The sequence below is a fragment of the Dermatobacter hominis genome (genome assembly GCF_020715685.1).
Taxonomy (GTDB): Bacteria; Actinomycetota; Acidimicrobiia; order Acidimicrobiales; family Microtrichaceae; genus Dermatobacter; species Dermatobacter hominis.
Genome location: NZ_CP085840.1, coordinates 2,763,676 through 2,783,583 on the forward strand (window position 1 = coordinate 2,763,676; position 19,908 = coordinate 2,783,583).

General features: G+C 73.0%; 16 protein-coding genes and 1 tRNA gene. 6 read left to right on the forward strand and 11 right to left on the reverse strand.

Annotated elements, in window-relative coordinates:
- Nucleotides 1–8: 8 nt before the first annotated feature.
- The 4 genes from scpA to LH044_RS13125 all read right to left on the reverse strand — a co-directional run bounded on the left by scpA (nt 9) and on the right by LH044_RS13125 (nt 5,766).
- The gene (scpA, locus tag LH044_RS13110; RefSeq protein ID WP_227756034.1) at nt 9–2,222 is read right to left on the reverse strand and encodes a methylmalonyl-CoA mutase; all 2,214 of its coding nucleotides are present in this window, start codon (nt 2,220–2,222) and stop codon (nt 9–11) included.
- Complete coding sequence (locus tag LH044_RS13115; RefSeq protein WP_227756035.1) at nt 2,219–4,111, reverse strand: methylmalonyl-CoA mutase family protein; 1,893 nt, start codon at nt 4,109–4,111, stop codon at nt 2,219–2,221. The genes scpA and LH044_RS13115 overlap by 4 nt, the downstream gene beginning before the upstream one ends.
- Before the next feature lie 52 nt (nt 4,112–4,163).
- Nucleotides 4,164–4,994 carry a ferric reductase-like transmembrane domain-containing protein gene (locus LH044_RS13120; RefSeq protein WP_227756036.1) on the reverse strand — a complete coding sequence of 277 codons (831 nt, stop codon included), beginning with the start codon at nt 4,992–4,994 and terminating at the stop codon, nt 4,164–4,166.
- A gap of 247 nt (nt 4,995–5,241) precedes the next feature.
- Nucleotides 5,242–5,766 (reverse strand): DoxX family protein, encoded by a 525-nt coding sequence (locus tag LH044_RS13125; protein WP_227756037.1) that lies wholly within the window; start codon nt 5,764–5,766, stop codon nt 5,242–5,244.
- A gap of 112 nt (nt 5,767–5,878) precedes the next feature.
- Between LH044_RS13125 and LH044_RS13130 the strand changes: the two genes are divergently transcribed.
- Complete coding sequence (locus LH044_RS13130; protein ID WP_227756038.1) at nt 5,879–6,622, forward strand: PIG-L deacetylase family protein; 744 nt, start codon at nt 5,879–5,881, stop codon at nt 6,620–6,622.
- 85 nt (nt 6,623–6,707) lie between these two features.
- Here the strand turns inward: LH044_RS13130 and LH044_RS13135 are convergent, their stop codons facing one another.
- A complete protein-coding gene (locus LH044_RS13135; protein ID WP_227756039.1) occupies nt 6,708–8,429 on the reverse strand; it encodes an N-acyl-D-amino-acid deacylase family protein in 1,722 nt (573 codons plus the stop codon).
- 195 nt (nt 8,430–8,624) lie between these two features.
- Here LH044_RS13135 and LH044_RS13140 point away from each other — a divergent pair, with 195 nt between their 5' ends.
- Complete coding sequence (locus LH044_RS13140; protein WP_227756040.1) at nt 8,625–9,191, forward strand: GAF domain-containing protein; 567 nt, start codon at nt 8,625–8,627, stop codon at nt 9,189–9,191.
- A gap of 37 nt (nt 9,192–9,228) precedes the next feature.
- Here LH044_RS13140 and LH044_RS13145 read toward each other — a convergent pair whose 3' ends face one another.
- From LH044_RS13145 to LH044_RS13155, 3 genes are all read right to left on the reverse strand, one after another.
- The gene (locus tag LH044_RS13145) at nt 9,229–10,578 is read right to left on the reverse strand and encodes an AI-2E family transporter (protein WP_227756041.1); all 1,350 of its coding nucleotides are present in this window, start codon (nt 10,576–10,578) and stop codon (nt 9,229–9,231) included.
- Nucleotides 10,579–10,630: 52 nt separating this feature from the next.
- On the reverse strand, nt 10,631–11,320 hold the full coding sequence (locus tag LH044_RS13150; RefSeq protein WP_374210623.1) for an MBL fold metallo-hydrolase: 690 nt from the start codon (nt 11,318–11,320) through the stop codon (nt 10,631–10,633).
- Between the two features lie 109 nt (nt 11,321–11,429).
- A complete protein-coding gene (locus tag LH044_RS13155; RefSeq protein WP_227756043.1) occupies nt 11,430–12,353 on the reverse strand; it encodes a hypothetical protein in 924 nt (307 codons plus the stop codon).
- A gap of 71 nt (nt 12,354–12,424) precedes the next feature.
- On the opposite strand from LH044_RS13155, the gene LH044_RS13160 reads away from it, so the two are divergent.
- A complete protein-coding gene (locus LH044_RS13160; RefSeq protein ID WP_227756044.1) occupies nt 12,425–13,399 on the forward strand; it encodes a fatty acid desaturase family protein in 975 nt (324 codons plus the stop codon).
- A 50-nt stretch (nt 13,400–13,449) separates the two neighbouring features.
- On the opposite strand, the gene LH044_RS13165 is transcribed toward LH044_RS13160, so the two are convergent.
- Entirely contained in the window at nt 13,450–14,727 is a 1,278-nt protein-coding gene (locus tag LH044_RS13165; RefSeq protein WP_227756045.1) for an aspartate aminotransferase family protein, read from the reverse strand.
- A gap of 127 nt (nt 14,728–14,854) precedes the next feature.
- Between LH044_RS13165 and pheA the strand changes: the two genes are divergently transcribed.
- Entirely contained in the window at nt 14,855–15,814 is a 960-nt protein-coding gene (gene pheA, locus LH044_RS13170) for a prephenate dehydratase (RefSeq protein ID WP_227756046.1), read from the forward strand.
- Between the two features lie 82 nt (nt 15,815–15,896).
- Here the strand turns inward: pheA and LH044_RS13175 are convergent, their stop codons facing one another.
- A complete protein-coding gene (locus tag LH044_RS13175) occupies nt 15,897–16,289 on the reverse strand; it encodes an MmcQ/YjbR family DNA-binding protein (protein ID WP_227756047.1) in 393 nt (130 codons plus the stop codon).
- A gap of 78 nt (nt 16,290–16,367) precedes the next feature.
- Between LH044_RS13175 and LH044_RS13180 the strand changes: the two genes are divergently transcribed.
- A tRNA-Ser gene (locus LH044_RS13180) sits at nt 16,368–16,454 on the forward strand.
- Nucleotides 16,455–16,490: 36 nt separating this feature from the next.
- Here the strand turns inward: LH044_RS13180 and LH044_RS13185 are convergent.
- Nucleotides 16,491–17,585: a glycosyltransferase family 4 protein gene (locus tag LH044_RS13185; RefSeq protein ID WP_227756048.1), complete on the reverse strand. Its 1,095-nt coding sequence runs from the start codon at nt 17,583–17,585 to the stop codon at nt 16,491–16,493.
- A 113-nt stretch (nt 17,586–17,698) separates the two neighbouring features.
- Here LH044_RS13185 and LH044_RS13190 point away from each other — a divergent pair, with 113 nt between their 5' ends.
- Entirely contained in the window at nt 17,699–19,861 is a 2,163-nt protein-coding gene (locus LH044_RS13190) for an amylo-alpha-1,6-glucosidase (RefSeq protein ID WP_227756049.1), read from the forward strand.
- The last annotated feature ends 47 nt before the right edge of the window (nt 19,862–19,908 follow it).

Here is a 19,908-nt window from a genome sequence, read left to right on the forward strand (position 1 = left end):
GGGACCGGTCAGGACGTGAGGTCGTAGCCGAGCTGGTCGGCGAGGCGGTCGAGCAGGTCCGAGGCCGCCTCGTGGATCACCGTGCCGGGCGGGAAGACTGCGGCGGCGCCGGCGTCGTAGAGCGCCTGGTAGTCCTGCGGCGGGATCACGCCGCCGACCACGACGAGGATGTCGGGGCGGCCGAGCGCCTCGAGCGCCCGCTTGAGCTCGGGTACCAGCGTGAGGTGGCCGGCCGCGAGCGACGACGGGCCGACGATGTGCACGTCGGCCTCGACGGCCTGGCGGGCCACCTCCTCGGGCGTCTGGAACAGCGGTCCGATGTCGACGTCCCAGCCGAGGTCGGCGAACGCGGACGCGATCACCTTCTGACCGCGGTCGTGGCCGTCCTGGCCCATCTTGGCGAGCAGGATGCGGGGGCGGCGGCCGTCGGCGGCCTCGAACGCCTCCACCTTGCGCCTGACCTCGTCCACGGCACCGCCCTTCTCGCCGAGCTCGCTGCGGTAGACGCCGGAGATCGAGCGGATGTCGGCGCGGTGGCGGCCGTAGACCTTCTCCAGCGCGTCGCTGATCTCGCCGACCGACGCCTTGGCCCGGGCCGCGGCGACGCCGAGGTCGAGCAGGTTGCCGTCGCCGCGGTCCGCCGCGTTCGTCAGCGCCTCCAGCGCGGCGCGCACGGCGTCGTCGTCGCGCTCGGCCCGCAGCCGCTCCAGCTTGGCGATCTGGCCGGCCCGCACGGCCGAGTTGTCGACCTTCAGGACGTCGATGTCCTCGTTCTCGTCGAGGCGGTACTTGTTGACGCCGATCACCGGCTGGCGACCGGCGTCGATGCGGGCCTGGGTGCGGGCGGCCGCCTCCTCGATCCGCAGCTTGGGGATGCCGGCCTCGATGGCCTTGGCCATGCCGCCGACCTCGTCGACCTCGCCGATGTGCGCGAGGGCCTTGGCCGCCAGCTCGGCGGTCAGCCGCTCGACGTAGTAGCTGCCGCCCCACGGGTCGATGACCCGCGTCGTGCCGGACTCCTGCTGCAGGAACAGCTGGGTGTTGCGGGCGATGCGGGCCGAGAAGTCGGTCGGCAGCGCCAGCGCCTCGTCGAGCGAGTTGGTGTGGAGGCTCTGGGTGTGGCCCTGGGTCGACGCCATCGCCTCGACGCAGGTGCGGATCACGTTGTTGAAGACGTCCTGCGCCGTCAGCGACCAGCCCGAGGTCTGCGAGTGCGTGCGCAGCGACAGCGACTTGTCGTTCGACGGCGAGAAGCGCTCCTTCACGAGCTTCGCCCACAGGAGGCGGGCAGCCCGCATCTTGGCGATCTCCATGAAGAAGTTCATGCCGATCGCCCAGAAGAACGACAGCCGGGGCGCGAACCGGTCGACCTCGAGCCCGGCGTCGAGGCCGGCCTGGATGTACTCGAGCCCGTCGGCGAGCGTGTACGCGAGCTCGAGGTCCGCCGTCGCGCCCGCCTCCTGCATGTGGTAGCCGGAGATCGAGATCGAGTTGAACCTCGGCATCCGCTCCGACGTGTAGCTGAAGATGTCGGAGATGATCCGCATGGAGGGGGCCGGCGGGTAGATGTAGGTGTTCCGGACCATGAACTCCTTGAGGATGTCGTTCTGGATCGTGCCGGCGAGCTGCTCGGGCTTCACGCCCTGCTCCTCGGCGGCGACGATGTAGAGCGACAGCACCGGCAGGACGGCGCCGTTCATGGTCATGGAGACCGACATCTGGTCGAGCGGGATGCCGTCGAACAGGACCCGCATGTCGTAGATCGAGTCGATGGCCACGCCGGCCATGCCGACGTCGCCGGCCACCCGGGGGTTGTCGGAGTCGTAGCCGCGGTGGGTCGGCAGGTCGAAGGCCACCGAGAGGCCCTTCTGACCGGCGGCGAGGTTGCGGCGGTAGAAGGCGTTGGAGTCCTCGGCCGTGGAGAAGCCCGCGTACTGGCGGATCGTCCACGGCTGGTTCACGTACATGGTGGGGTACGGGCCGCGGAGGAAGGGCGGGAGGCCGGGGTACGTGTCGAGGAAGTCGAGGCCCTCGAGGTCGGCCGCCGAGTAGAGCGGCGCGACGCCGATGCCCTCGGGCGTCTCCCACACCTGCTTGTCGGTCTCGAGCCCGGTCGTCTCCTCCGACGCCGCGGCCCAGCGGGCCCGGGCGTCGGCCGGCGCCGCGCTCGGCGGCGGCAGCTCGACGGTGCTGAGGTCGGGGACCTCGAACTTCGCAGTCATGCGGATCCCTTCCCACCGGCGTCGGCGAGGCCGAGGGCGTCCTGCGCCCGCTCCAGCACGGCCAGCACGTCGACGCCGACGTGCACGAACTCATCGACGCCGGCCGCCTCCTCGGCGGCGCGGCGGTCGCCGGGGTTCCCGGCGAGGTAGACGACCTCGGCCCCGGCGGCCTTCAGCGCGGCGGCGGTGGCCGTGGCCCGCTCCTCGTACACGGCGTCCGAGGAGCAGATGCAGGCGAGCCGGGCGCCGCTGGCCACGAGGTCCTCGGCCGCCTCGTCGGCCGAGGTGAACCCGGTGGTCGAGCCCCGCTCCGACGTGACGGCCCGGAGGCCGCCGGCCTCGAACAGGTTCTTGGCGTAGGTCGCACGGGCGGTGTGGGTGGCCACCGGTCCGAGGTTGGCCAGGAAGACGACGGGGTCGGTCCCGCCGGCCCGGGCGGCGTCCGCGCGGTCGCGGAGCGACTCGAAGCGCTCGGCCCAGCGGACGGGTACGAGCAACGGCTGCCCGCCGCCGTCGGGCGAGGCCGGCGGGGGCGGGTCCTCGCCGAGGTCCGGGAACTCGCTGACCCCGGTGATGGGCGCCTTGCGGGTGGCGACGCGGGCGAGGCGGGCGTCGCGGACCTCGACGATCCGGGCCGCCAGCGTGCCGTCGAGCAGCACGGTCGGCATGCCGCCGGTCGCCTCCAGCTCCTGGAAGATCCGCCAGCCGACGGCGGCGATCTCGTCGGTCAGGCTCTCGACGTAGCCGGACCCGCCGGCCGGGTCGAGCACGCGGCCGAGGTTCGACTCCTCCTGGAGCAGCAGCTGGGTGTTGCGGGCCATGCGGCGGCCGAGGTCGCTGGGGTCGCCGAGCAGCAGGTCGTACGGGTGGGCGGTGATGCCGTCGGCGCCGCCCACGCCGGCGGCGAACACCGCGGCGGTCGTGCGGAGGAGGTTCACCCACGGGTCGCGGCGGGTGAGCATGCGGCGGGCGGCGGTCACGTGCAGCGTGGGTGCCTGCGCCGCCTCCGACGCTCCGCAGGCGGCGAGCAGCGTGGCCCACAGCCGTCGCGCCGCACGCAGCTTGGCGACGGTCGAGAACACGTCCTCGTCGGCCGCGAGCTCGAGCTCGATCTGGCCGGCGGCCTCGTCCGCGGTCAGGCCGGCGTCGGCCATCGCCCGCAGGTAGGCCGCCCCGGTCGAGAGCATGACGGTGAGTTCCTGGCCTTCGGAGGCGCCGGCCTCGACCGCCGGCAGCGTGCTCACGGTGACCGAGCGGACCTTGGGCTGCTCGGCGGCGGTGCGGGCGGCGAGGCGACCCAGCTCGGCGAGCAGGGCCTCGGGGTCACGGCCCTCGCCGCCGTTCGCGGCGAGCGCGGCGAGCGGGTCGGCGCCGAAGCCGCCGACGGCGGTACGGGGCTCGATCCCCCGGTCGGACCAGAGCGCGATCAGGGCGTCGGCCGCGGCGGTGGCGTCGAAGCCGGGCCGCAGCACGACCGGCGCGAGGTCGAGGTAGACGCCCTCGAGCGTCCGGGCGAGCGCAGCCGGGTCGCCGCCCCAGGGGACCTCGAGGCTGGTCACGCCCCGCTCGAGGTCCTGCAGCGCACGGGCGTTGGCGGTCGCCGGGTCGGGACCGGTGACGATCGAGCGGATGTCCCAGGCGACCTCGACCCGCCCGGCGGCGTGCGCGCCCCGGGTGAAGGGGGCCTGGCCGGGGAAACCGGCCTCGTCACGGCGGCCCGGGCTGTTGCTCGGCGTGTAGAGCGGCTGGACGGTGATGCCGTCGGCCGTCCGACCCACGAGCTTGGTGAACGGCGCTCCCTTGAGCACCTTGTCCACCGCGGCGAGCCACGCGTCCTCGTCCGCGGGCTCGAACCCTCCCGCCAGTGCCGTCGCCGTCGGTTCGGACACCCGTTCGCCTCCGCGTCCCGTCGGCCGTGGTTCCGGCCGCCGCCGTTCGAGGTTACCGAACCTCGCTGTAGGGGTCCGAAGCCGGGGTCGCCGGTCGGGGCGGTGCGGGCGGCTGCGACGGGGCGGTCGGTCGGGCGGCGCCGGTGCGGGGCGGCGGGGCGAACATGTCGGCCGGCGCGGCGAACATGTCGGCTGGCGGGGCGGCGGCTGCCGACGCGGCTGCTGCCGGGGCCGGCGCCGGGGCGGGGGGCGGGACGGGCGCGGCCGTGGCGGTCGGGACGGGCGCGGCCATGGGCGCCGGGACAGTCGCTGACGGTGGGCCCGAGGTGCGGCGGTTCGGCGTGCGCGGGGCGGCGGTGCGGCGGGTCGAGAGGAACCGGTACGCCGTCAGGGCGGTCAGGACCGCCATCAGCCCGAACGTCACGATCCGGAACACGGGGTTGCCCGAGTCCGTGCCGGCGGTCATGGCGTGGATCGCCACCATGACGGCGACCGGGTACGAGAGGAAGTGGAGCCCCCGCCAGACCTTGCGGGGCATCCGACGCTGCAGCAGCGACGTGCCCTCGACCACCAGCAGCATCCAGAACGCCCCGATGCCCCAGGCCACCGCACCGGCCCGGTAGGCGGACTGGAACGGCACGAACAGCTCGCGCCACGCGAAGTGGGCGTAGCTGTCGAGGAACAGCGCGACGAGGTGGAGCCCGAGGAAGACCACGCTGAGCCCGCCCAGCATCCGGTGCATGTCGGTGAGCCACGCCGGCATCCCCTTCCGGGGGATCACCTTGGTCGTGAGGAGCAGGCCCCACACGAGCGTGAGCGCGATGAGGACGCCGGCGACCATGCCGCTCGACCGCGCGACCCACCACCAGAGCTGGGACGTCACGCGCGGATCCTCACGCTCCGGGGTGTCGGGACGTCGCCCGCCGAGCTTGAGCCCGTCGGCCGCAGGTGTGGCCGGTCGGACGACCGCGTCGGGCCGGGTCGGACCGGCGCTGCGGTGGCCGCTCGGGTCGGTCGGTGGGCGGATCCCATGGGGAGATCCTGCGCCCCGATCCTGAGCGCCAGCCCTGAGCCGGGTGAGAGCCGGGTTGGATCCGGCGATCGGCGCGGACGAGGGTCCGCGCCGCCGCTCAGGAGTCCGACGACGGCGTCGGGTGGTGGAACGCGAGCAGCGTGCCGGCTCCGGCGAGGACGCCGACGACGCCGGCGATGATCGCCCCGCGCCAGTCCTTGGTGAGCTCGTCCGCGATGCCGAACGCGTGGTCGAGCGACCAGCGCCCCGGGCCGAGTGCGCCGATGCCCCAGCCGAGGAAGCCGAGCACCATGACGTACTCCCAGCCGTTCTTGAACATGAAGAACGAGCCGCGGTGGTCGGTGCGGGCCGCCACGACGCAGATGCCGATCAGGCCGGCAGCGGCGAGCGGGGTGAGCAGGCCGACGGTGAGCAGGGCGCCGGCGCCGAGCTCGGTGGTGGCGGCCATGTAGGCGTTGAGGCGGCCCGGCTTCATCCCGAGGCTCTCGAACCAGCCGGCCGTGCCGTCGATCTTCCCGCCCCGGAACACCTTGTTGTAGCCGTGCAGGAACAGCGTCACGCCCGCCACGACCCGCAGCACGAGCAGGATGACGTCGAACTCGCTGGCACTGATGTAGGTCATGGTCGGCCCACCTCCGGCCGGCGATCGTACGACAGAGATATAGGGGTGCACACGGACATCCCTTGTCGCGATCCGACCCTCAGAATCCCGGGCGCCGGACTAGGAAGGGCCCGTGACCGATGCGCTCGAACCGCTGCCCGAGGACTGGGACCGCGCCCTCGCCGTCGTCGCGCACCCCGACGACCTGGAGTACGGCGCCGCGTCGGCGGTCGCCCGGTGGACCGCGCAGGGCAAGTCCGTGACCTACCTGCTCGTCACCGACGGCGAGGCCGGCATCGACGGCATCCCGCCCGAGGAGTGCGGCCCGCTCCGCCGGCAGGAGGAGATCGCCTCCGCAAGGATCGTCGGCGTGGAGACCGTCGAGTTCCTCGGCCGCCCGGACGGGCTCGTCACCGCGGACGTGGCGCTGCGGCGGGACCTCGCAGCGGCGATCCGCCGGCACCGACCCGACGTCGTCGTGTCGATCAACTTCCGCGACCAGTGGGGCGGCGCGGGCTGGAACCACGTCGACCACCGGGCGACCGGGCTGGCGCTGCTCGACGCCGCCCGTGACGCGGGCAACCGCTGGCTGTTCACCGACCTGGCCGATCCCGACTCGGGAGACCACCTCGAGCCGTGGCCGGGCGTCCGCTTCGCCGCCTTCTCGGGCTCGGACCTCGCGACCCACGCGGTCGACGTGACCGACTGGATCCACAAGGGCGTCGAGTCGCTCGAGGCGCACCGCACCTACCTCGACGGGCTGCCCGAGGGCACGCTCGGCACGGACCCGAAACCGTTCCTGCGTGGGTTCGCCGCGCAGACGGGACCGCGCCTCGGCGTGGAGCTGGCGGTGTCGTTCGAGGTCATCGACCTCTGAGCCGATCCGGCTCGCAGATTTCTCGGGTCGGGATCGCGACAAGGGTTGTCGCTGTGCACCCCTATATCCGGGTGTGGGCTCCGGGTCAGCGGGCGCCGCGGAGGAGCTGGCCGGCGCGAACCCCCTGGTCCTCGCCGTCGCGCAGCGTGACCTGACCCGACTTGATCGTCGCCCGGTAGCCCTCGGCCCGCTGGATGAACCGCCGGGCGTCGCCGGGCAGGTCGTGCACCATCTCGGGACGGTGCAGGCTCAGCGCGTCGAGGTCGATCAGGTTCACGTCGGCGAGCTTGCCCGGGGCGAGCACGCCCCGGTCGCCGAGCCCGTAGAGCGTCGCGGTCTCGGACGTCAGCGTGCGGACCGCCTGCTCGACCGACATGCCCTCGGCCCGGTCGCGGGCCCAGTGCGTGAGCAGGTAGGTCGGCGTCGACGCGTCGCACGTGGTCCCGCAGTGGGCGCCCCCGTCGCCGAGGCCCCAGCGGGTGGCCGGGCTGGTCAGCATCTCGTGGACGGCGTCGAGGTTGAAGTCCGTGTAGTTGAGGAGCGGCCGCATGATCAGGGCGTTGCCGTCGTCGCCCATGAGGTCGTCGTAGTACACCTCCCACGGGCTCACGCCCCGGGCGCGAGCCCGGGCGCCGATGGTCTCGGACGGGCTCGGCTCGTAGTCGGGGACGGCGCCCATCGTGACGACCCGGTCGGGGTCGAGGAACTGGAGCATCGTCTCGTCCATGTCGCCGACCTCGGCGAGCAGGGCGGCCCGGAACGACGGGTCCTTCATGGCGGCGACGCGCTCCTCGACCGGCAGCATGCCGACCTTGGCCCACGACGGGCAGTACGAGAACGGGTGGAAGGTCTGCAGGCCGAGGAGCAGGTTGATCGGCCGGGCCGCGACCTGCGGGATCACGAGCGACCCCTCGGCCTGGGCCTCGGCGCTCAGCTCGAGCATCCGCCGGTACGACAGCGGGTCGTGGTCGTTCTGGGTGAGGGCGAACACGATCGGCCGCCCGATCGCGGCGCCGAGCTTCCGCATCCAGGCCATCTCGGCGTCGGGGGCGGCCAGGTCCTCGCCCAGCGCGCCCGCCGGGGCGAGCTCGAAGACGCCGGCGCCCGCATCGGCCAGGGCGGCGCCGATGCCGAACAGCTCGTCCTCGGCGGCGAACGTGCCGGGCACCGGCTCGCCGTCGATCGCCATGTGGGCGATCGTGCGCGAGGTGGAGAAGCCCAGCGCGCCGGACCGGATCGCCTCGCCGACGATGGCGGCCATCGCCTCGATGTCCTCGGCGGTCGCGGGCTCGTTGCGGGCGCCTCGCTCCCCCATCACGTAGGCCCGGACCGCGCCGTGCGGGATCTGCGTGCCGACGTCGAGCGCCTTCGGCGTGCGCTCGACCGCGTCGAGGTACTCGGGGAACGTCTCCCACCCCCAGCGGATGCCGTCCGACAGCGCGGCACCGGGGATGTCCTCGACCCCCTCCATCAGGCCGATCAGCCACTCGTGCCGGTCGGGGTGCACCGGCGCGAAGCCGACGCCGCAGTTGCCCATGACCACGGTCGTCACGCCGTGCCAGCAGGTCGGCGAGAGCATCGGGTCCCACGTGACCTGGCCGTCGAAGTGGGTGTGGATGTCGACGAAGCCGGGCGTGACCAGCAGGCCGTCGGCGTCGAGCTCCTCCCGGGCCGCACCGTCGACCCGACCGTCGGCGGCGTCGCCGACCTCGGTGATGGTCCCGTCGGTGATGGCGACGTCGGCGGTGCGCGCCGGCGCACCCGTCCCGTCGACCACCGTGCCGCCACGGATGATCAGGTCGTGCACTGCTGACCCCCTGTTCGGTCCCCCCTGCGGAGCGGCAGAGCCGCCCGCCGGGCACAAGTGTGGCAGCCCGGGCGCCGGGCTGCGGCCGTGGCCGTCCGCCGGGACCGGCCACCCGAGCCGGGGACCGGACCGGGGGCGTTCGGTGACACATAGTTTCTCCAGTCGGGCCCGGGACACGCCGACGCAGGGTGGACGATGTCTCCGACACGACCCCCCGGCGGCGCGCCTGCGACCGACCTCCACGGCCTCAGCGCGTCCGTCGACCGGCTGACCGCGCACGCGGCCGACTGGTCGACGCAGCGGCTGCTCGACGAGGGGCTCGACCTCGTGCGCGACGCGTCGTGGGCCGACGCCTGCGCGCTGTTCCGGGTCGGCCAGGACGAGGTGGCGGTCCTGCACACGCGCCCGACGCTGCGGCTCGACGGCTCGGCCATCGACGGCGGCGACGTGCCCCAGCCGCCGGTCACCTCGATCGTCCCCACGGCCTGGTTCCCGTGGGGCCTGGCCCCGATCCAGGCCGACCGCTTCGTGCTGGTCGACGACGCCCGCTTCCTCCCGGCGTCGCCCGCCGACGGCGCCACGCTGGGGTCGCTCGGCGTGCGCTCGTGCCTGCACCTGCCGCTGCGCCAGCGGGGCCGGACGGTCGGCGCGGTGCAGATCTTCTGGTCCGAGCCCCGGCTGGTCTGGGACGACGACCGCGGCCGGCTCCTGCGGACGCTCGGCCGCTTCCTCCTGACCTGCGACGGGCGCGAGCGCACCTGACGCGACCCGCCGCGACGGATCGCCTCGAGCGCGTCGCCTAGGGCGACGGGTCCTGCGGGCCCCGGCTCGTGTCGTCGGAGGTGGGGTGCGGGTCGTCGGGGTCGAGCGACTCGTGCTCGGCCGTCATCCGCTCGACGCCGACCTCGGCATCGCCGTCACCGGTGCGCAGCATCCGTCTCATCGCGGCCCTGACCCCGCGGTCACCGGACTCGGCCCGGATCTGCTCCATCTCGGTGAGGTGCGAGTCCACCACCTCGTGGCGCTCGAGGATCGTCGAGACGAAGGCCTGGATCACGCCCGCCGCCGGCAGCGCCATGATCGCCCCCATCGGACCGAGCAGCGTGCCGCCGACGATCGCGGCGCCGAAGGCGACGGCCGGGTGGAGGTCCATCGTCTGCGCGGTGATCTTCGGGGCGAACAGGTAGTTCTCGACCTGCTGGTACACGAGGATGAAGCCGAGCACCCAGATCGCGTCGATCGGGTCGTTCAGCAGGGCGATCAGCACCGGCAGGGCACCGGCCAGGTACGTACCGATCGCCGGGATGAACTGGCTGATCAGGCCCACCCACAGCGCCAGGGCGAGCGGCGACGGCACGCCGACGATCGTCAGGAACAGCCACGTGCACGCCGAGGACAGGGCGGCGAGCAGCAGCCGCGAGTAGATCCAGCCGCCGGTCTTCTGGATCGCGAGCTCCCACAGCAGCAGCACGGTCCGCTGGTTCCGCTGGGGCAGGATCGAGCAGACGTTGCGGCGCAGCTGCGGCCCCTGGGACGTCATGTAGTAGCTGAACAGGGCGATCGTGAACCCTTGGAAGATCAGGCCGACGAGGGTGCCGGTGACCGACAGCACCCGGCCGCCGAGGTTCGTGGCCACGTCGGTCAGGTCGTCCTGGTAGCTCTCGATCTGCGCGGTGATGTCGTCGGTCGTGATGTCGGTGTCGAACGTGTCGTTGATCCACTCCGTCGACTGCTCGAGGTAGTTCGGCGCCTTGTCCACCAGGTCCTCGACCTGCGTGACGACGAGGTCGCCCATCACGAACAGGAAGAGACCTCCGACCACGAACAGGACGAGGAAGCAGAACAGCGTCGCCACGCTGCGCTTCCAGCCGCGGTCCGACAGGAAGTTGACCGCCGGCTCGACCGCGAACGACAGGAACAGCGAGATCGCCACGATCAGCAGGAAGCCCTGCAGCTGGATGAGGATCGAGCGACCGAACTGGTAGGCCGCGACCGACAGCGCGACCGCGACGATCGCCCGCCAGAACCACCGCGGCAGCGCCCGGCCGTCGCCCATGCGCAGCGAGATGTGGGGCGCGCTCTCGGGCGGCGGTTCCGAGTTCGGCTCGGAGGGCCCCTCGGGGAGCTGGCCCGCGGCGAGGTCGGTCACCCGGCCAAGGTTGGCACCGGGCCGGGCCGGGGACGCGGACTGTCGGAGGCGCTCAGCCGGGGCCGAACATCATCAGCCACTGCTCCGCGGAGCGGGGCTTGAACACGACGTTGCGGGCCCGCGTGTCGCCCATCAGGTCCGACGACTCGACCGAGTACTGGTGGCCCGGGAACAGGATCGCGTCGTCGGGGACGCGGGCCAGGGTGCCGGTGAGGCTGTGGTAGAGCGCCTCGGCGTCGCCGCCGGGGAGGTCGGTGCGGCCGCAGCCGTCGAGGAACAGGGTGTCGCCCGAGACCAGGCACCCGTTCACGAAGAAGCACTGGCTGCCCGGGGTGTGGCCGGGCGTGTGGATGAGCTCGATCGGGATGTCGCCGACCATGACGGTGTCGCCGGCATCGTGGACCACGAGGTCCGAGGCCGACAGCTCGGTCACCTTGAGCACCCACTCGGCCTCGTCGGCCTGCACGTGGACCGGGACCGGCGCGACCTCCATCAGCTCGGTCGCCCCCTCGATGCGCATGCCCATCATCGAGCCGCCGCAGTGGTCGGGGTGGTAGTGGGTCACGAGCGCACCCGTGAGCGCCATGCCGTCGGCGGCGGCGACGTCGACCAGGTCGGCGACCGCGTAGGCGGGGTCGACGACGACGCACTCGCCGCTCGTCCGGTCACCGATCAGGTAGGCGAAGTTCACCATCTGGGACGCCACCGGGTCACCGACGGCGAAGTCGCGGCCGGCGAGCAGCTGGCGGAAGTAGAAGCGGTCGTCGAAGGCGCCGGGGCCGTGGCTGCCGGCGTCGCGGGGGTGGCCGTCGGCCGGTCCGCCGTGGGAGGGGTCGCTCACGACCCGAACGCTACCGCCCGTCCCCGTCGACGCCGCCGCCGGGGCCGCCGGTGCCGTCGCCGCCGGGCTCGCCGCCGCCCCGGACGTCGCCGGGATCCGCCCCGCGCTCGCCACGGCCGAGCTCGAGCCACTCGCCGAGCAGGGCCTTGTACGCCGAGTCGTAGCGGTCGTAGTCGGCGCGCAGCGCATCGCCCGGCCACCGCCGCCCGAGCAGCTCCCGAGGCAGCAGCGGGTCGGCGTTGAAGTGCCGGAGCACGGCGGCGGACAGGACGAAGCCCGGTGCGAGCGCATCGGTGTCGCCGTCGACGAGCCGGCCCTCGAGCGCGGCCATCGAACGGCGGAGGTCGACGGCGCGGGTCTCCCAGCCGGGCAGGTCCCACAGCGTGGCGGCGAGGTCCGAGTCGTCGTCCGGGTGGACGGTGAACCAGCGGGTGAAGGCGTCGACGACGGCCCGGTCCTCGGGGAGGCGGTCGGCGGGCAGGTTGTCGGGCCGGATCCACACGCCGTCGCGCAGCTCGCCCATCCGCAGGCGCTGCATCGACCGTCGCAGCGCGGCCCGGTCCGAGGCGGTGCGGCCGCCGGCGTCGACCACCGCCTGGCGCCAGCCGCCGTTCCACTCGTGGGTCGCCGGGGTGCGGCCGGCGTCCTGGCGGTGCTGGCGCTCGACGAGGTGACCGACCAGCTCGTAGGCCCCGTCGGTGGTGCGCACCGCCTCGCCGGCCGTGACCATGCGCGACAGGGCCGTGCGGACCGCGCCCTCCTCGAGGCCGAAGAGCGTGCCGGCGCGGACGAGTTCGCGGACGGGCATCCTGGGCGGGTGCGTGCCGAGCAAGGTCGAGGCCAGCACCGACCGTGCGGTCAGCGGGCGCTCGGTGCCCGGCATCTCCCCGCCGGCTCCCGACCCGGTGGCAGCGGCTTCCGTTCGTGTCGCCACCCCCACACCGTAGGTCGGTTCCCCGCCCTTACAGCCTTGCCACAGTCATCGATGCGTTGTAAGGTCGGGGTGTGACCGCGACGCTCCGCGCTCCCCGCACCATGTTGCCGCCCGACGAGGCGCTGGCCGAGGTGCTGCCCACCGATCGCCTCGGTCCGACGGGTCGGCCGGTCGGTTCGCTGCGCCAGGAGCTGTACCGCATCCCGGACCTCGCCAACGTCGGCCACGTCGCCGGCGTCTGGCTGCAGTCGGTGGGCGTGCTCGCCCTCGCCGCGTGGTGGGGCAACCCGATCGGCTGGGTGCTGGCCTTCCTCCTCATGGGCCGGGCGATGGCCCGCTTCGCCATCCTCGCCCACGAGGCGGCGCACCGGCTGCTGTTCACGAACCGCAGGCTGAACGACCTCGTCGGCGCATGGCTTCTCGCCTACCCGGCGTTCGTGCCGTTCGACGGCTACCGGCGCAGCCACATGGCGCACCACAAGGAGGAGTTCGGCCCGAACGAGCCGGACCTCATGCTCTACGCCGGCTATCCGGTCACCCGGGACTCGTGGCGGCGCAAGCTCACGCGAGACGCCGACGGCAACAGCGGCTGGAAGAACCTGAAGGGGCTGCTGCGGGCGGTGCGCTCGCAGACCGCCCGGCCCGTCGCGCTCAAGATCCTGGGCTGGCAGGTCGTGCTGTTCGCCGGCCTGTGGGTCGGCCTCGGCCACTGGTGGATCTACCCCGCGTTCTGGCTGCTGCCGTGGATGACGGTGTGGCGGGTGCTCAACCGCCTGCGCGCCGTCGCCGAGCACGGCGGCATGCAGGCGTCGCCCGACCGTCGGCTGACGACGCACCACGTTCGCCAGGGGGTGTGGGCCAGGTTCTGGATGGTGCCGTTCAACACCGGCTGGCACCTGGCCCACCACGTCGACATCGGGGTGCCGTTCTCGAAGCTCCCGCAGCTGCAGCGCGAGCTCGAGGCGGCCGGCTACGTCCAGCCCGAGCTGGTCTGGCCGAGCTACCGGGCGCTCTGGCGCCACGCCAGCTCCCGCCCGTCGAGCTGACGCTCCGTCGGACCGGCCGCCCGCCGGCCGCCCGCCGACCGCCGCGGTCGTCAGGCGGTGGCAGCCACCGCTGCGCCGACCGCGTCGACGGCCAGCGCCATCTCCTCCTCGCTGACCACGAGCGGCGGCATGAAGCGGATGATGTTGCCCCAGGTGCCCGCGTTCATCAGGAGCAGGTTCGACTCGTACCGGCAGTGCGCGATGACTGCGGCGGTGCGGGCGGCGTCGGGCCGGCCGGTGTCGGGGTCGCGGAACTCGACGGCCACCATCAGCCCCGGGCCGCGCACGTCGGCGACGACCGGGTGGTCGGCCGCCAGCTTCCGCAGCCCGTCGCGCAGCTGGTCGCCGCGGGCGTTCACGTGCTCGAGGAACCCGTCGGCCGTCAGCACGTCGATGGTCGCGAGCGCGGCGGCGCAGCCGATCGGGTTGCCGCCGTAGGTGCCGCCGTGGGACCCGACGGGCCACCTCGCCATCAGCTCGGCCGACGCGCCGATCGCCGCGATCGGGAACCCCGACGCGATGCCCTTGGCCATCACGATGACGTCGGGCCGCACGCCGGACTCCTCGATGGCGAACATGCGACCGGTGCGGGCGAAGCCCGACTGGACCTCGTCGGCGATGAACAGGATCCCGTGCTCGTCGCAGATCTCCCGGATGCCGCGGAGGAACGACGGCGGCGCGGGGTAGTACCCGCCCTCGCCGAGCACCGGCTCGAGGATCATCGCCGCGGTCTCGGCCGGCGCGGTCTGGCTGGCGAGGAGGTAGCGGAGCCCCTCGAGCGCGGCCTCGACCGCCTGGTCCTCGGTCAGCCCGGTGCCCACGGTCTGCGGGAACGGCGCCGGGAACACGCCGGCCGGCAGCGGCGTGTGGCCGGCGCGGTAGCCGGTCTTCGAGGTGGTCATCGCCATCGCCAGGTGCGTCCGGCCATGGAAGCTCCCCTGGAACACGATGACGTTCGGGCGCCCCGTCGCCTGCTTGGCGAGCTTCACCGCTCCCTCGGTCGCCTCGGCGCCGGAGTTCGCGAAGAAGAAGGTGTCGATGTCGGCGGGCGCGAGCTCGGCGAGGCGGGCCGCCAAGCGCTCGAGCAGGTCGTGGCGGTAGCAGTTGACCTGGGCGTGGATGAACCGCTGGGCCTGCTCGGCGATGGCGGCGACGACGTGCGGGTGGCAGTGCCCGGTCGACGTGACGGCGATGCCGGCGGTGAAGTCGAGGAAGCGGTCGCCGTCGACGGTGGTGATCCAGCAGCCCTCGCCGCTGGCCACCTGCAGGTCGGTCACCTGGAACCACACGGGGGCCAGGTGGGTGGTGGGAGCGGCGGCGTCGACCATGTGGGCATCGTAGGACCGACCCGTCCGAGGACGACCCCGCGATCCGGGCGGCGACGGTGGCGGGCACCGGCCGGCGCGGCCGTTTCCCGGTGGGGCGCCCGCCGGGACCGCTTGTAGCGTTGGACCCATGTCCGAACAGCCGAACCCGACCCGATCCGCCGACGCCCGTCGCGTCGCGTTCCTCGGTCCGGTCGGCACGTTCACCGAGCAGGCGCTGCACCGCGAGCCCGACCTCGCCGCCGCCGAGCTCGTGGCACTCCCGACGATGGCCGACGTGCTCTTCGCCGTGAACGAGGGCGACGTCGACCTCGGCGTGGTGCCGATCGAGAACGCGATCGAGGGCACCGTCAACGCCACGATCGACACGCTGAGCTTCGACGTCGACCTGGTGATCCAGCGCGAGCTGGTCGAGCCCGTGCAGCTGCACATGCTCGTGCAGCCCGGCGCGCCGCTCTCGGGCATCAAGCAGATCCTCTCGATCCCCGTCGCGGCGGCCCAGTGCCGGGCGTGGCTCCGCGCCAACGTGCCGACCGCCGAGGTGCGCACCGCCAACTCGACCGCCGAGGCGGCAGAGACCTGCGCCCAGCTCGACGACCCGACGGTGGCCGCCATCGCGAACGCCCGGGCCGCCGAGGTCTACGGGCTCGAGCTCGGTGCGACCGACATCGAGTCGCACCCCGAGAACCGGACGCGCTTCGTGGTGGTCGCCCGCTCCGGCATCCCGGCGCCGACCGGCCACGACAAGACGTCGATCGTCGTGTACCAGCGCGCCGACCGACCGGGCTCGCTGCTCGCCATCCTCCAGGAGTTCGCGGCGCGGTCGATCAACCTGACGCTGCTGCTCAGCCGACCGACGAAGACCTCGCTCGGTGACTACTGCTTTCTGCTGGAGCTCGACGGCCACGTGGCCGACGAGGTCGTGGCCGACTGCCTGCGCACCCTCCGCGCCACCCAGGCCGACGTGAAGTTCCTCGGCTCGTACCCGGCCGCCGGGGAGCGTGGGCCGGCCGAGCGGGCCCGGGTCGACGCGGCCCAGCAGGCGGCCGACGAGTGGATGACGTCGCTCCGCTCGCAGATCGACGGCTGAGCACCCCCGCCACCCCCGTTCCGAGTGCACTCGTCGTCGTCAGACGACCGTGGATGCACCGAGCAGGGGGAGGGCGCTCCCGTCAGCCTTCGTCGTCGAGCTGGGCGAGCAGCTTCTTCGGCGCCACGCAGCGGTAGGCGTCCACGATCACGGCGTGGACCTCGTCCCAGTCCACGTCGACGTCGAGCCGCACGCCCAGCCAGCCGCGGTGCCCCACGTACGGCGGCACGAAGAACCGCTCGGGCTCGGCGTCGACCATGAGCGCCTGGGCGCCCTCGGGGGCCGCACACCAGATCGCCAGGCGACCGTCGCCGTGGTGGTCGTCGTGGAACATGACGAACGACTTGCGGACGAAGAAGGTCGGCGAGCCGTGGCTGACCTTCTCCGTGGCCTCGGGCAGCGACAGGCAGCTGCGGCGCACGTTGGTGAGCGCGAGCTCGACGTCGGCGTCGGTGTACGGCAGCTCGGTCGTCATGCCCCCATGGTCGCCCAGACCGTCACCGCCACGGGTCGGATCCCGGCGGCCCGGTACGATCGCTGGTCGCCACATCCGGGAGGGATGGCAGAGCGGACGATTGCGACGGTCTTGAAAACCGTTGAGGCTTCACGGTCTCCGGGGGTTCGAATCCCCCTCCCTCCGCTCCGGGCTCGTGCTCGCCCGAGTCACGCCGCCGCGTCAGCGCTCAGGCGCAGCCAGTCCTGCCGAGCCGACATGGAGGAGGCCCCGTCGCCGGCCGTGGAACGAGGTGCCGCCAGCCGTTCCGACGAGCCTGCGGTAGAGGGCGAGGTGGTCGTCGACCATCCGGGCGGTCGAGAACCGGTGCTCGACGGCGCGGCGGCAGGCGCTCCGATCGAGCTCCGGCGCTCGGAGGACGGCAGCGGTGAGGTCCTCCACCGTCTCGGCCAGGAAGCCGGTGATCCCGTCGTCGACGATCTCGGGCGCCGCGCCGCGGCAGGTGGCGACCACGGGGGTGCCGGTCGCGAGCGACTCGATCATCACGAGGCCGAACGGTTCCTCCCACTGGATCGGGTTGAGGAGCGCCATCGCCCCGCTCATGAGCTCGTTCCTCGTCGGACCGTCGACCTCGCCCACGAACTCGATGCCGCCGCCCAGCCGGGGGCGGACCAGCTCCTCGAAGAACGCCCACTCGGCGGCTTCCCGGCACTTGCCTGCGATCACGAGCGGCAACCCGGCGCCACGGGCGACGGCGATCGCCTCGAGCACCCCCTTGTCGGGCGTCATGCGCCCCACGTGGAGCAGGTAGTCGCTCGAGCCGGAGCCCACGGGGACGTCCTCGACGTCGAGGCCGTGGTGGATGACGGCCCGAATCGTGCCCGGCGCCGCGGCGCGAGCCTGCGAACGGGAGATGGCCACGACGGCGGCCCGGTCGGCGATCGCGGCGAAGAGTCGACGCAGCATCGGGTCGAACGGGCCGTGGTTGGTCACGGCGACCGGGGTACCCGTCGGTGCCACGAAGGCGCCGGCGAGGGTGTGGTCGTGGATGACGTCGACGCCCACCAGGGCGAGGGCGTCATACGCCTCGAGCACGTGGTACAGCTCCGGCAGGACCTGGCCGATCTGGTCCGGCCTCTGCTCCGACAGCGGCGACCGTCGAGGGACCGGGCACTCGCTGTCACCCGAGGCGCACAGGACCACTTCGTGCCCGGCGGCCTGGAGGCCGCGTGCGAGCCGATCGATGACCGCTTCACTGCCGCCGTAGGCGTGCGGGGGGACGGCGATCCAGGGCTGGGCGATCAGTCCGACCTTCATGGGGTGGCCTCCAGTTCGTCCCCGCGTCGGTCCTTACCCGCCCATCGCGCCGCCATGTGGAGGTCATCCGGCTGGACCCGCGTTCCCCGGCCAGAGGTGGGTAGGGGTTCCTGGTGACTGCGTGGACGTTCGAGGGCGAGATCGCATCGCTCGGCGGTCCCCACGACACGGTCACGCTGGTGGAGGAGACGACGTTCTGCCTCTCCGATCGGACGGGCGACGTGCGGCCCGGTGCCCCCCACGGGCTGCTGTTCCTCGAGACCCGCTTCGTGTCGGTCCTCGCGCTCCGCATCGACGGGCGGCGCCTCGAGCCGCTCGGCTTCTCGAGCCCGGACCCGTTCTGCTGCACCTTCCTCGCCCGCGTCCCCGGCGCAGGGGGCGTCGACGAGCACGTCCTGGTGACCCGGGAGCGGAGGATCGGCCGAGGGATGGTCGAGAGCGTGGAGGTCCGCAACTTCAGCTCGGGCACCGCCGCGTTCGATGTGGAGCTGATGGTCATGACGGACTTCGCGGATCTCTTCGAGGTCAAGGAGCAGCGCCCGACCGCGAGCCGGGTCACCGCCGTGGTCGCCGACGGACCGGTGCTGCGCATCGAGGGGACGCGTGCGGGTGTCCCCCATCGGATGGTGGCTCGCAGCACGCCCGACGCGATCGTGACGCTGGGCGAGGCCGGCCCCACGCTGCGGTGGCCGGTCGAGCTCGACCAGGGCTCGGCGTTCACGGCGTGCATCGAGATCGAGGGCGGCGTCGACGACCAGCTGGTGGAGCCACGTCACCGTTGTGATCAGGCGGCGGCGAGCTCGGGACCGGCGCGCCGGTTGGGCTCGTGGCGAGCGTCGGTGCCGGTGATCGCCGGGACCGACGACCGGTTGGTGAGCGCGTTCGGCCAGGGCGTCGAGGACATCGGCGGCCTGCAGCTGAGCGACCCCGACCACCCGGACGACACCGTGGTGGCCGCCGGCGCCCCGTGGTTCATGACGCTGTTCGGGCGCGACGCCCTGATCACGAGCTACATGGCGCTCCCCGTCGACCCGTCGATCGCGCTGGGCTCCCTGCGCACGCTCGCCCGACTGCAGGGGACCGTCGAGGACGAGCGGACCGAGGAGCAGCCCGGCCGGATCCTGCACGAGATCCGCTTCACCCGGCGCCCCTCCTGGCGCTTCGACGACGGCGACCGCTACTACGGGACGGTCGACGCGACACCGCTGTTCGTCGTGGTGCTCGGGGAGCTGCGCCGGTGGGGCCTGTCCGCCGCAGAGGTGGACGACCTGCTGCCCGCCGCCGACGCCGCACTCGCCTGGATCGACCGGTACGGCGACCGCGACGGCGACGGCTTCGTCGAGTACGAGCGGTCGACCCCTCTCGGGCTCGCCAACCAGGGGTGGAAGGACTCCTGGGACGCCATCCGGTTCGCCGACGGTCGGATGGCCGAGCCACCGATCGCGCTCGCCGAGGTCCAGGGATACGTGTACGCCGCGCTCGTGGCTCGAGCCCACTTCGCCGAGGAGGCGGGCGACCAGCGCCTCTGCGAGCGCCTCCGGAGCCGAGCCGCGGAGCTGAAGCGGGCGTTCAACGAGCAGTTCTTCCTGGAGCGGACCGGGTCGTTCGCGATGGCGCTCGACGGGCACAAGCAGCCGGTCGACGCCGTGGCCTCCAACATGGGTCACTGCTTGTGGAGCGGCATCGTCGACGAGGAGCTGGCTCCTTCGGTCGCCGACGCCCTGCTCGCACCGGAGATGTTCACCGGATGGGGCGTCCGCACGTTGTCGACCACCGCTGCGGCGTACAACCCGATCAGCTACCACAACGGTTCGGTGTGGCCGCACGACAACGCGCTGATCGTGGCCGGCCTCGTCCGCTACGGCTTCGTGGACCACGCTCGCCGGATCATCGACGGGCTGCTCGACGTGTCCACCCACTTCGGCGGGCGGCTCCCCGAACTGATCGCCGGCATCGATCGGGCCGCCCTCGGCGTCCCGGCGATCTACCCGACGTCGTGCATGCCGCAGGCCTGGGCGGCGGCGACGCCGCTGCTCCTGGTCCGGTCGCTGTTGCGGCTCGACCCCTGGGCGCCGCACGACCAGCTCTGGACCGCTCCGATCCTCGGCGCTGAGGAGCAGCTCGCCCTCGAGCGCGTGCCGTTCGCCGGGGCGACCGTCGACATCCGCGCTCGCGGCTCCTCCGTGGACGTCGACCGCCTCGACGAGCGGTTCACGCTGCACCCGTTCCCGAGGGCCGCAGTGCCCGACCGTGCCGCGAGGAACGCCGGTGGGTGATGGCGCACGCCGGACCTGCGTCCAGCGGCCGACCGCTGGCGCGTCGC

Coding starts and splice junctions, on each gene's coding strand:
- LH044_RS13175 (WP_227756047.1), bottom strand. CDS start 16,289: ATGACGACCGAGCTGCCGTACACCGACGCCGACGTCGAGCTCGCGCTC.
- LH044_RS13185 (WP_227756048.1), bottom strand. CDS start 17,585: ATGAAGGTCGGACTGATCGCCCAGCCCTGGATCGCCGTCCCCCCGCAC.
- pheA (WP_227756046.1), top strand. CDS start 14,855: ATGTCCGAACAGCCGAACCCGACCCGATCCGCCGACGCCCGTCGCGTC.
- LH044_RS13125 (WP_227756037.1), bottom strand. CDS start 5,766: ATGACCTACATCAGTGCCAGCGAGTTCGACGTCATCCTGCTCGTGCTG.
- LH044_RS13140 (WP_227756040.1), top strand. CDS start 8,625: ATGTCTCCGACACGACCCCCCGGCGGCGCGCCTGCGACCGACCTCCAC.
- scpA (WP_227756034.1), bottom strand. CDS start 2,222: ATGACTGCGAAGTTCGAGGTCCCCGACCTCAGCACCGTCGAGCTGCCG.
- LH044_RS13165 (WP_227756045.1), bottom strand. CDS start 14,727: ATGGTCGACGCCGCCGCTCCCACCACCCACCTGGCCCCCGTGTGGTTC.